General features: G+C 35.3%; 10 protein-coding genes and 3 tRNA genes. 3 read left to right on the top strand and 10 right to left on the bottom strand.

Going from position 1 to position 12,297, the window contains the following annotated elements:
* From carB to ruvC, 7 genes are all read right to left on the bottom strand, one after another.
* Positions 1 to 2,694, bottom strand: a 2,694-nt coding sequence (gene carB / locus EGI24_RS09570; RefSeq protein WP_255048156.1) for a carbamoyl-phosphate synthase large subunit, incomplete at its 3' end; no start/stop codon positions are given.
* A gap of 399 nt (positions 2,695 to 3,093) precedes the next feature.
* The gene (locus tag EGI24_RS09565; protein ID WP_255048155.1) at positions 3,094 to 4,644 is read right to left on the bottom strand and encodes an NFACT RNA binding domain-containing protein; all 1,551 of its coding nucleotides are present in this window, start codon (positions 4,642 to 4,644) and stop codon (positions 3,094 to 3,096) included.
* 113 nt (positions 4,645 to 4,757) lie between these two features.
* A complete protein-coding gene (locus EGI24_RS09560; RefSeq protein ID WP_255048154.1) occupies positions 4,758 to 5,663 on the bottom strand; it encodes a phosphatase in 906 nt (301 codons plus the stop codon).
* A 124-nt stretch (positions 5,664 to 5,787) separates the two neighbouring features.
* Positions 5,788 to 5,861: transfer RNA gene (locus EGI24_RS09555), tRNA-Arg, on the bottom strand.
* A gap of 85 nt (positions 5,862 to 5,946) precedes the next feature.
* Positions 5,947 to 6,021, bottom strand: a tRNA-Pro gene (locus tag EGI24_RS09550).
* 20 nt (positions 6,022 to 6,041) lie between these two features.
* A tRNA-Ser gene (locus tag EGI24_RS09545) sits at positions 6,042 to 6,128 on the bottom strand.
* Positions 6,129 to 6,406: 278 nt separating this feature from the next.
* On the bottom strand, positions 6,407 to 6,979 hold the full coding sequence (ruvC, locus tag EGI24_RS09540) for a crossover junction endodeoxyribonuclease RuvC (RefSeq protein WP_255048153.1): 573 nt from the start codon (positions 6,977 to 6,979) through the stop codon (positions 6,407 to 6,409).
* Positions 6,980 to 7,051: 72 nt separating this feature from the next.
* On the opposite strand from ruvC, the gene EGI24_RS09535 reads away from it, so the two are divergent.
* From EGI24_RS09535 to EGI24_RS09525, 3 genes are read left to right on the top strand one after another with little or no spacing between them, the layout of a single operon-like run.
* On the top strand, positions 7,052 to 7,966 hold the full coding sequence (locus EGI24_RS09535) for a hypothetical protein (RefSeq protein ID WP_255048152.1): 915 nt from the start codon (positions 7,052 to 7,054) through the stop codon (positions 7,964 to 7,966).
* Entirely contained in the window at positions 7,963 to 9,075 is a 1,113-nt protein-coding gene (locus EGI24_RS09530; RefSeq protein ID WP_255048151.1) for a glycosyltransferase, read from the top strand. The genes EGI24_RS09535 and EGI24_RS09530 overlap by 4 nt, the downstream gene beginning before the upstream one ends.
* The gene (locus EGI24_RS09525) at positions 9,072 to 9,689 is read left to right on the top strand and encodes a polysaccharide deacetylase family protein (protein WP_255048150.1); all 618 of its coding nucleotides are present in this window, start codon (positions 9,072 to 9,074) and stop codon (positions 9,687 to 9,689) included. The genes EGI24_RS09530 and EGI24_RS09525 overlap by 4 nt, the downstream gene beginning before the upstream one ends.
* Here EGI24_RS09525 and EGI24_RS09520 read toward each other — a convergent pair.
* The 3 genes from EGI24_RS09520 to EGI24_RS09510 are packed head-to-tail and all read right to left on the bottom strand — an operon-like array spanning position 9,676 to position 12,268.
* The gene (locus EGI24_RS09520; protein ID WP_255048149.1) at positions 9,676 to 10,176 is read right to left on the bottom strand and encodes a nicotinamide mononucleotide transporter; all 501 of its coding nucleotides are present in this window, start codon (positions 10,174 to 10,176) and stop codon (positions 9,676 to 9,678) included. The genes EGI24_RS09525 and EGI24_RS09520 overlap by 14 nt on opposite strands.
* A 29-nt stretch (positions 10,177 to 10,205) precedes the next feature.
* Entirely contained in the window at positions 10,206 to 11,288 is a 1,083-nt protein-coding gene (locus EGI24_RS09515) for a hypothetical protein (protein ID WP_255048148.1), read from the bottom strand.
* Positions 11,289 to 11,290: 2 nt separating this feature from the next.
* Complete coding sequence (locus tag EGI24_RS09510) at positions 11,291 to 12,268, bottom strand: zinc dependent phospholipase C family protein (RefSeq protein WP_255048147.1); 978 nt, start codon at positions 12,266 to 12,268, stop codon at positions 11,291 to 11,293.
* Positions 12,269 to 12,297: the final 29 nt, after the last annotated feature.

Genomic DNA, 12,297 nt, shown 5'->3' with positions numbered 1-12,297 from the left:
TACCGGTATTTTGATGGCGTAACCTTCTTTCACTGGTTTGAAATCAAAGTCTTTCACTTTGGCTCCCAACATCACTTTGGTGGCGTAGTTTACATACGGCTCTTGGTAGGCTTTGCATATAAACGGCACCGTGCGTGAGGCCCTTGGGTTGGCTTCTATCACATACACTTTCTCGTCTTTGATGGCAAACTGTATGTTTATCAGGCCTTTAGTGTCAAGGGCTATGGCGATACGCTTGGTATATTCTTCTATTTGTTTGATGACGTTTTCGCTCAAATCAAAGGCTGGCAATACCGCATAAGAGTCGCCCGAGTGAATACCTGCAGGCTCGATATGCTCCATGATACCGATGATGTAAGCATCAGTTCCGTCGCAAATGGCGTCGGCTTCTGCTTCTATGGCGTTCTCGAGGAAATGATCCAAAAGAATATTGTTATCAGGAATATCGTTCAGGATTTTCACCACATGTTGCTCCAGTTCGGTCTCATTGATGACAATTTTCATACTTTGGCCACCCAATACATAGCTTGGACGAACCAAAAGTGGGAAGCCTAATGATTTAGAAACTTCTACTGCTCTATCTGCAGTTCTTACGGTATCAAATGGCGGATAAGGAATGTCTAATTCTCTCAATTTTTCAGAGAAACGACCTCTGTCTTCGGCCAAATCGAGGGCTTCGTATGAAGTACCGATGATTTTGATGCCATATTTGGTGAACTTCTCCGCCATTTTTAAGGCTGTTTGTCCACCTAGCTGAACAATTACTCCTTCAGGTTTTTCGTGCTCGATGATATCGAAAACATTCTCCCAGAAAACTGGCTCAAAATATAGTTTATCAGCAATATCTGGGTCTGTGGAAACCGTCTCTGGGTTACAGTTGATCATGATGGTTTCGTAGCCCATTTCTTTGGCTGCCAACACTCCATGCACACAAGAGTAATCAAATTCGATTCCTTGTCCGATACGGTTAGGACCAGAACCTAAGACAACTATTTTCTTTCTATCAGATACAATCGACTCATTTTCAGGATTTTCTTCGGATGCTGAGAAGGTAGAATAGAAGTAAGGTGTTTTGGCTTCAAATTCAGCAGAACAAGTATCCACACATTTGAAAACTCTGTTGATGCCCATACCTTTACGCTTAGAAGTCACCTCGCTTTCTTTACATCTAAGCAAATGAGCCAGCTGTCTGTCTGCATAGCCTTTTTGTTTGGCGTCTAACAGGATCTCTTTTGGCAAAGAATCCAATCTGAAAGTCTCGATTTTGTGCTCCAGTTGAATCATTTCCTCTATCTGGTGCAAGAACCACTTATCTATTTTGGTTAGATTCTGAATCGTTTTGAACGACAAACCTGCCTTAAAGGCATCATAAACGTGGAAAAGTCTGTCCCACGATGGATTGGCCAAACTGTATTTCAATTTCTCTTGATCTCTTTCTTCTCTGCCGTCAGCTCCCAATCCGTTTCTTTTGATTTCAAGCGACTGACAAGCTTTTTGCAAAGCCTCTTGGAAATTACGTCCGATTCCCATAGTTTCACCCACAGATTTCATCTGTAAGCCCAAACGACGGTCACAGCCTGGGAATTTATCGAAATTCCATCTCGGAACTTTTACAATTACGTAGTCGATAGCTGGTTCGAAAAATGCTGATGTTGAGCCTGTTATCGGGTTAATCAACTCATCTAAATTGTAGCCAATCGCCATTTTGGCAGCGATTTTAGCAATTGGATAACCCGTAGCTTTTGAAGCCAAGGCTGACGAACGGCTCACACGCGGGTTGATTTCGATGGCGATGATTTCGTCTGTGTCAGGATTCAATGAAAACTGAACATTACAACCTCCCGCAAACTGACCAATGGCGTTCATCATCTTGATGGCCATGTCACGCATTTTCTGATAGATAGTATCAGGCAAGGTCATGGCTGGAGCTACCGTTATGGAGTCACCTGTGTGCACACCCATTGGGTCGAAGTTTTCTATCGTACAGATAATCACAATGTTTTGGTTGTGATCACGCAAAAGTTCTAATTCATATTCTTTCCAACCTAAAATGGATTGCTCTACCAATACTTCATGGACTGGAGAAGCATGTAGGCCATGGTTTAAGGCTGCATCAAATTCTTCTGGTGTATTTACAAAACCGCCACCTGTACCACCTAATGTGTATGAAGGACGAATTACGAGAGGAAACCCGATTTCTTGGGCGATTTCTTTTCCTTCTAAGAAAGATTTAGCGGTGCGTCCTTTACAAACACCCACACCGATTTCTATCATTTTTTGGCGAAAAAGCTCTCGATCCTCAGTAGTTTCGATGGCTTTGATATCCACTCCGATGATTTCTACACCGTATTTTTTCCAAACACCTGCATTTTCACAATCAATGGCGAGATTTAGAGCTGTTTGACCACCCATGGTTGGTAAAACGTGGGTAATGGGTCTACCCATTTCTTGGTGTTTTATCAAAATTTCTTTGATAGATTTCTTTTCGAGCGGCTTTAAATACACAAAATCAGCGTTCATTGGGTCGGTCATGATAGTCGCTGGATTGGAATTAATCAAGGCAACTTCTATTCCTTCTTGTCTGATTGATCTTGCTGCTTGCGACCCTGAGTAGTCAAATTCACATGCTTGGCCTATAACAATTGGTCCTGAACCGATGATTAGGACTGATTTAATGCTAGAATTTTTTGGCATTTTTTTTTGGAGAGTTTCGATTCGATTATCGAAGAACAAAGGTAATACAGAAAGATTAAACTGGCATAAATTTTTTTAGATAAATGGAAAGGTTTTTACGTTTTTTGAATAATTTCGAGATTTTATTCGAATATTTCTTGATTTTTATACCGTATGATTTTTAATCAAAACTTACCAGTGGATTTGGAAAAACCCGTTGAATCTTTTCGAAAAAATATATTTTAATTCTATAAAAGTTAATGACTTTTAAAAGCAAATAACTCTTCTGAACTCAAAAATGCCAATGTTTAAATGTTATATAATTTTGAATTAAAATAAAGGGCGATCCGAAAGATTCATAAAACTCAAAAACGAAGAGCAAGTAAAATATACCCTGTGAATGTACTTGGGGTATTAAAACTAAACTTCTGGTTTATAGGGCTCTATCATAATTGTACTTTCTTTATCTACAATTACTTGGCCGTCAGGTAGGCCTTTTGTTTTTCTAACGAATTTTTTTTGGGTAAAAATCACGGGGACAACAGCCTCATTTTTCCTTTTTGAATAGTAAGCAGCAAGGCTAGCAGCAAATTCTATAACATGATTAGGGAGGGTTTCCTTATTCTTACGTTTTATGACCACGTGCGAACCAGCACAATCTCTCGCATGCAACCAGTAATCTTCTTTTTGGGCATTTTTTAATGTCAAAGTATCGTTGTTCTTGGAGTTTTTTCCCACTAAGATTAAATTTCCCTCAAACATATATTCCCGAAAAAGACTTTTAGGACTTTCCATCTCTTCAGCAACTTTCTTTTGAATTTTAACAAAAGATTTGAGTTCTTTAAAATTTTCAGCGGCCCTTACGATTTCAATTTGACCTTCTATTTCTATGATTTTATTAAAAGCTGTATCAATGTTTTTCTGTATTGTTTCTACTTCAATCTGCTCGTTTTTGCTTTTTCTGTAATAATTTTCGGCGTTTTTTTGAGGAGAAAGTTCTTTTTTTAGCTTTATGGTTATGTTTTGATCCGTATAAAAATTATGCAATTCAACCTCAGAAATTCCTTCTTCTAAATGGTGTAAATTGGCCATCAAAATATTGGCTATGATTTCTTTTGATTGTTCAGATTTTAGGATTTCTAGTTTGGACTGTGTGTTTTGGAGATAGTTTTCGATCTTTAGCTTTTCTTTTTCAAGTGCATTTAGCAACAGATGTTTTTGATTAGAGAAGCTGAATTCTTTCTGGTAAAATAAATAGTAAGCGTTTACCGCTTCAATGGCACTTGTAAACTCATATTTATAATCCGCAATAGGAAATAAACAAAGACTTGGAATGTCATTGAATAAACCAATTTGGAATTTGGGGTTTTCTTGTTTTTTCAAGAAATCCTGAATGAAATCCCATTTTTGATCAATAGAATAGTCTTTTATGATAGCATCTAGATAATTAAAGAGATTTTTACCAAAAGTGAAAAAAACTTTTCTGTAGTTTCCATCTAGGTTTTGGAAGTTTTCAAAGCTAAAATCAGCGTTTTTTTTAAAATCTGATATCGTAAGTGATTTGTCAGAAAGCAAGGAGTTGTTGAAAATAGCTATTTGTTCATTGTTTTTATATACCAATAGGTTGGGTCGGTTACCAAATAACTTGATAATTAGCAGATAATCATTCTCAAGGCAGATTTTTAAAGCCCTTTCATTTTCGAAAATAGAAAAATCAATTACCTTTAATCCATAAATTTCACTCCAAAGATTTACCGTATTTTTTCTAGCTCGAGCAAATTCATTTTGAACCGTTATGCAGGAAAAATCAGGCTTTAATGTGCATTTTAAGAATACTTCGGCCTCGTTTGTACTGAAACCCAACATCAATTCATCTTTTTCTTGGCTAAAACACGACAGCAATTCGGAGCCTAAAAGTTTCACTTTTAGTTCAGAAGCCAAGTGTTTAAGAAATAGATAATTGTTATGCATGTATTAATTAGTTAATTGATTAATTCGATAATGTGTTGATTCGACAAATGTTAAATATATATTATGGTAAATATTTTAAGAACAGTTAATTAACTAAATCAATTATTGCCAAATTAACACATTAGGAAAGCTCCTTCTTTCAAGGCATAATTAGAAATTTTAATTTCTTGAATATTATAAGTTTGCAAAACGAATTTTATCAAACAAACCGCCACCACAATCATATCTACTCTGAGTGGGATCATTCCACCAATCTGCATTCTTTCTTCGTGATTCGCAAAGGCCAACTGCTCAAATGCCTTCCAAAATTCTGAAATTGGATAATCAAAACCAACGATGTCAGTAGGAGCGAAGCTACCAGTGTTTTTCCAATACAGCATGTCGTTCAATGTGTCAAAAGAACCAGAAGAACCAATTAAAACTTCAGGCTGATATTGGTGAACGGCATTGGTAAGCGATAGTAGTTCTTGTCGAAGATACTCATCCAAACGGCTCATTTCTGTGTGAGAAATTTTGTCTTTTTTCATGAAACGCTCCATCAATCTTTGGCCACCAATTTCAAAACTCCTTTTCCAAAGAATTTTGTCGGGATTGCACAGTATAAACTCAACGCTCCCACCACCTATGTCTACTATTAAAGCATTTTTATCAACTTTTACGGCCTGGCTAACACCTTTATATATGAGCTCAGCTTCCTTGTCGCCATCAATTACTGTAATATTTATGTCAGTTTCTTTTTTTACCCTTTCTAAAAGCTCACTTTGATTTTTAGCATTTCTGATTGCACTTGTGCCAAAGGCAAAAACATTTTCAGTATTTACCTCAAACTCAATCAACTTTTGCTTGAAAATATTTAGGACATTCAATGCTCTTTGGATTCCTTCTTCTGTAATTATGCCTTGATTAATACCGCCTTGTCCAATTTTAGAAGCAATAGAAGTTTTGAAAAGTATATTTTTACCTTCAAATATCATTAGGTGAAAAGTATTGGTACCTAGGTCGATGACAGCTTTTTTCATATAAAGGCTTTTAAAATCAATACATTAAATTCGTTACGCTGGGTCATTATAGATGGAAGGATGACCAGCTGTTTTTTGATTTTCCTTAAAACAAAAAAAGCTCAAACCAAAGTTTGAGCTTTTGTGATCCCAGCAGGATTCGAACCTGCGACCCACAGATTAGAAATCTGTTGCTCTATCCAGCTGAGCTATGGAACCATCTCGGTAGTTTTTAAAAACTCTTTAGAAGTAAATAAAAACGAAACCATTTTAATTTAAAAAAGCAGCAATTGCTGCTTTTTTGTCGGGGTGGCAAGATTCGAACTTGCGACCTTCTGCTCCCAAAGCAGACGCGATGACCGGGCTACGCTACACCCCGAAAAGCCTTTAAAATATCAGCGGAGAGAGCGGGATTCGAACCCGCGGTACCGTTACCAGTACGTCAGTTTAGCAAACTGGTGGTTTCAGCCACTCACCCATCTCTCCGTCTCTCCGAAAAGGTTTGCAAATATAGACCCTTTTTTTTTACTAGCAAAACTTAGATTGAAAATAATACTTGTTTTTGACAATAAAAATTCGGCATTTTTCTTAAATAATTGAAATATAATAGGTTACTAATTGTATTTTATTTTCATTTTTTTTGTGTTTTTCTAAAAAAAGCGATTTCCAGGAAATAAGCACCAAAATAGAATCTTTCAAAACCTTTTCTAAAAATCTCAAAAACTTAAAATGGCAGATTTGGATTCGATTATTTTAATAGCTAGCTATTTCTTCAGCCGTTCTGGATTTTCAGACAAAAAAGCCGACCAACCACTTTTTTTAGAATTGTTGCCCGTTAAAGCTTTGGTTTTGGCATGCATATAATGACAAACTGCTACCGCAAGAGCATCCGTGGCATCTAAAGTTTTCTTTTCTAAGGTCTGATTAAATAGTTTTTCTAGCATGTAAGCCACTTGTTCTTTGGAAGCGTTGCCATTACCTGTTACACTCTGTTTTACTTTTTTTGGCAAATACTCCACTATATTGATGTCTTTGGCCAACGCAGCAGCCATTGCAACACCTTGTGCACGACCAAGTTTGAGCATAGATTGTACGTTTTCTCCATAAAAGGGAGCCTCAATGGCCATCTCATCTGGTAAATATTCAATAATGAGCTGTGTGATGCGTTCGAAAATCCGCTTAAGTTTCAGTTCATGAGATCCCAATTTTTCTAATCTCAGGACGCCATATTGAATAATGGAAAGTTGAGATCCCTTCACCGAAATGATCCCATAGCCCATTATCCTTGTTCCTGGATCAACACCAAGTATGATTTTTTCAGTTAATTTTGTTTCCAAATTTTCTCAATATTGATTTTTGATATAAAAAGTAAAAAGTCCGCTGTGTTTCGATTAAAACCCAATCAAGTGTTGAAATTACTACTCTTGGTGGCCGTATTGCTACTTTTATTTTGGCAAATATCCGATTTGAAAATCGAAACGGCACTATTCGCCGCCTTATTAAATACTTTAAGTAGCAATTTAGTTTATTTTTTGGCAGCAGTGGCTTTGCTATTTCTTAATTATTTTTTCGAGGTATTTAAATGGTTTTTATTGGCCAATCACCTTGAACCAAAAAACTTCAGAGAATCAACTATTGATGTATTAAAAGGCCTAAAATTAGGTCTTTTAACACCTTTAATGATTGGCGATTTTTTAGGCAGAAGTTTGAGTTTTAAAAAGGAAAATAAAACAGCGGCTATGGGCTCTAATCTATTTAATAGTATTTGTCAAACTTACTCAACTTTATTTTTTGGATTTTTATCCATCTTATTCTGGTGGTTAATTTCAGAAGACAAATTCAAAAATTTCCTTTTTATTCCTGTTTTGATTTTCGGAATTTCTACTGTTTTAGGTCTGTTTTTTGTCTTTAAATTTCGAATTTCATGGAGTTTTTTATGGAAATGGAGCTTTTTTAAACCCTATATCAATTCTTCGAAAACTACACTGGGCTTTGATAATAAGTTAAGAATGACCATCTTATTACTGTCTTTGGCTCGTACAATGGTTTTTAATATTCAGTTTTTGTTGTTTTATATCAGTTTCGGTATTCAGTTGCCCTTTTTGATAATTTTTATTGGTGTAAATTTGACGTTATTGATAAAAACAATAAGCGGCGGACTCAATGTTTTTGGAGATTTAACCATTCGAGAATTTGTGAGTATTAATTTCTTTGGGATGTATCACGTAGATGTAAGAATAATTTTAGTGGTGACATTTGTGGTTTGGTTTATCAATATCTTTTTGCCTGTTTTGATTGGATTTTTTATAAAACCTAAATTATGAATCTGTTGGCTGAAATATTCATACTGTCTTACGGTCTTCTGATGATTATTTTTATCATCATTTGGGTCATGAACAAATATGATAACAAAGCAGATTCAAATATTCAAGAAAAAGGTTTTTCTGTCCTAATTCCTGTTAGAAATGAAGCAAAGAACATAGGCAGGTTGCTTCAAAGTTTGGTTGAACAACAATATAAGTATTTTGAGGTCTTATTAATTGACGATTCTTCTGAAGATAATACTGTTGAGATAGCCCAAGCTTTTTTGAGTCGATTGGATTTGAGTATTCTCAGTCTTTCTAACACAGAAAGAGGACTTGCTCCCAAAAAAAACGCCATAAGCAAAGCAGTGGCCATTGCTAAACATGATTTGATTTTTTGCACAGACGGGGATTGTGTTTTGTCCCAAAATCTGCTGCGAGAATATGGTGGTATTTTTTTAGATAAAAAGGTGAAATTTATTTCTGGCCCTGTAACTTTTTTTGAGTTGAAAACTGGCTTTTGGGAAAGATTGTGGGAGAAAATTCAAATAGTAGAATTTGCCTCTTTGGTTGGGAGTGCCGCGGTCTCTATTTTTATAAAAATGCCCAATATGTGTAGTGGGGCCAATATTGCTTACAGAAAAAGTGTATTTTTGGAGGTTAATGGTTATGAAGGAAACACAGAATTGGCTTCAGGGGATGATGAGTTTTTAATGCACAAAATAAACACAAAATTCAAAGATGCGATTGTTTTTGCAAATTCGTCAGAAGCCATTGTGGAGACCCAAGCCTGTTCTGATTTGTGGTCTTTTTATAGTCAAAGAAAACGTTGGGCGAGTAAATGGACTTATTATGATTCAATTATCCCAAAACTTTTGGCAGTTTTTGTGTTTCTATTAAATGCATTTTCTATTTATTTGGCTTTTTCTGGAGCTTGGTTAGCCCTATCGTTGAAGTTGGCTTTAGAGATTATTTTTTTAGGAATGGTTTTAAGTTTTTTAAAGAAAAAAGGTTCTATTGTTTTTATACCTTTGGTTCAGATTATTTATCCATTTTATGTGGTTTTTTTTGGATTGAATGCTGTTTTTATGGGTAAGACGTATGATTGGAAAGGAAGAAAGTTAAAATGACAAGATTATTCGAAATACTATTTCCTAAGTACATTTGGCGGATTAAAACCACCGAAAAGAAGATTTATTTGACCTTTGACGATGGTCCAATTCCTGAAGTTACCGAATGGGTTTTGGAACAATTGGCCCTATTTAATGCAAAAGCCACTTTTTTTTGTGTGGGCGAGAACATTCTAAAACACCCCGAAATTTTCGAAAAAATAGTCAATCTTGGCCATTCAGTAGCTAATCATACCCAAAATCATCTGAAAGGCTGGAAAACTGAAACTGAGCTTTATTTAGATAATTTCCATTTATGTGAAAGCAGCATAGTGTCCATAAAAAAAGAAAAGTCAAATTTATTCAGACCACCCTATGGACAATTGAAAAGAAAACAAGCAAGTGAAATACTGAAAACACATAAAATATGGATGTGGAGTGTTTTAACCAAAGACTATGATGCCAATTTTAACGAAGGTCGTTGTCTTGAAAATGCCATAAAAAAAACTGGGAATGGCTCTATAGTATTGTTCCACGACAGTTTAAAAGCCCAAAAAAACCTGAAGTATGTTTTGCCCAAATACTTAGAACATTTTTCAAAAAAAGGCTACAGATTTGAGATTATGGAGCTTTAACTGGCCAATTTCTGTATATCGCAAATAGCGAAACAAAAACAGATAAAAACTGCATGACGGCAAAAAAAGTCTGGTGGCTCGTGTAGGTGAAATACCCCATCATCAAATGTCCCAAAAGCATGATAATCCATCCTATCAAGACCTTCTTTTTTGCGAGGAAAAAAATTGCCAAAATAAAATCTAGAGAGATTAAGAATTCTAATATGGTGCTGTTTTTTAATACAAAATACAGAAATACCAACAACAATATCATCACCAAATATAGCATATTCTCATATTTTATTTCTTGGTTATGGTTTATTAAGCCAAATATCAAAATCGCCATAAATCCAACTTCCAGACCTACTAAGAGGTATAAATCCAAACTATAAAAATAGAAAATTGCGAGGCAAGATGCTAAAATGCCGATTTGCCAACCTGATTTTTTCTCAAGACTGAGCAAAACTTTATTAATAAAATATAAAACAGCAACTGCTACTTGGAGCATAAGGAGATTTTTTTTTCCAAAAATAACGATTAATTGAAGATTTTGAGCAAATCAAATTCTCTGATGGCCGATTTGATTTTGTCCTCCCATTCTTTTTGTTTGTCTTTTACCAAACTGTGGTTGGTTTCTTCGTCGTATTCTGTTTGCATCTTGTGTGTTTTTTTATAGAATTCGAGATATTCATATTGAATCCTACTGATCAAATCGTCTCTTGTATCTTCTTTAAATGTCTTGATTTTTTCTAGAAATTTCAAAGTATTCAAATAGCAAATGTCAAAATGAAGTTGCTCATGTGACAAAGCATATGGCGTTTTAATTCCAGGTTTGGCCCAAGACATATTTTTATCGGTATATACTTTTGGGGTAATTTCAGCTATGATAATATTATTTTCCACGGTCACTTTACTATCAAAAGCAAAACTCGTAAAAATGGCAGCTCCGTAGTGATTATTATTTCTTATTGGCCCCTCAAAATCTGACCAATTTACTTTTCTTTGTTGATAGTAAACAGTATCTGCATTTGGTTGGGAGTAAAATGGACGAATAATTACCCTAGATTCTGTAGCAAATGCCTCCAAATTGGATTTAGAATTTTTTATGTATCCAATCATAAATTTGAGACCACTATCAATAGCTTCAATGATTTGTTTTTCAACATTCGGCAGCATCGATGCTTGCAAAGTGCGGGTATATTTTGCAGAATTTCGGGAGTTGCAAAATTTTGTAGTGTCGTTGTCATTAATGAAAAAGCCCTCAATATCATATTTAATATTTCCCGAAATTTGTTTGTTGTTATTCAAATCCTCCGAAATGTTGAGGTGGGTAATATTGACTAGAACTTTAACTTTTTTAGAACCTAAATTATACGATTTATAATAGTTTTCAATGCTTTTTTCGATACCGATTTCAAAACCCACTTTTTGTTTTTGTCTTTCGTTTACATATAATTCACCAAAATACTTTGAACTGTTTTTTGTAGAATTTCTGACACCAATAACCTCAAAATCAGTATTTTTTATGGTGGAGTTTTTTCTGCCTAAAGCAAAAAGATATTGACCAAAAAGTGAATTTTGAACAAAAAATAGAATAAAAAAAATGTAAATAGTTTTCAAAATCAATTATCGGCTTCTTTTCGTACATTCAGTAAACGCTGCAACCACGATTTCATTATTTCTTGTTCTTCTTTTGAGTCAATTTCTAGTTTGGGAAATGTACTTAAATCTGGTTGACCGGCATCTACCCAAGCCGTAAACCAAATATCGGATATCATTTTTACCGAGGCTTTCATTTGTCTTTCTACTTGATTATCAAGCATCTTGTGATATTCTTTAGAGAAATTTCGCGAATATGTTTTAATCGTCTGGCCGTTTCTTTCCTCAATGGTAAATTTTTTATCTTCTTCTATTTTTATGCTCAATATTTTTTCGAAACGCAAGACCGAATCCAAAGCGGCATTGGCATTCAAAACCGACGACCAAGACCTTTCTTGTATATTACTCTCATATTCGGCTTTACCAATAAACAAATCATAATCCTTGCTGTAAAGTTCGGGAAGTCTAGATTCCCAAAATCCATGGATGCCTAACTGGTTGGTTAATTGTCCGTTATAGTTTCTTGTGGTGTGCAAAGGTACGTTGGAGTCTGCAATATAATGTCCAAGGTCTGTGGCAATTCTCAGAATATCCTTTTGATTTCTTTGCATAAAAGCTTGTGTAAGTTGAAACTTCATTCTTTGGATTTGCCAAGGCACAATTCCATGGGCAAGAAGTGAGTCTTCTGTGAATTTTTCAACCGCTTGTTTCCAATTCATTTTGGGTAAAACGGCTTTTAACGAATCTGGATAATCGTCTAAATCTATATAATGCCTAGGTGCCTCACCCACCACGGCGTAGCGTCTTTGATCGGGGTTTACGGCATTATCTGTCACATAATCAATGTTTTGCTTAAAGAATCCCAGCATTTCATTTGGCAAACTATAAACTGCAAGTCTGTTGATAAGGCTGTGGGCATAAAAACCCCATAAAGGTGGGTCGGAGATGTTTTTGACAGGGTAAAAAATCGAATAAAGTGCAAGGATATAGGTTATTAGCATTGTAAAAGAATTTAGTTTTTCAAACCTAA

This window comes from Lacihabitans sp. CS3-21 (genome assembly GCF_024343675.1).
Classification (GTDB): Bacteria; Bacteroidota; Bacteroidia; order Cytophagales; family Spirosomataceae; genus Leadbetterella.
Note: the sequence above shows the minus strand (reverse complement) of the source record. Positions and strands in the feature narration are given on the sequence as shown.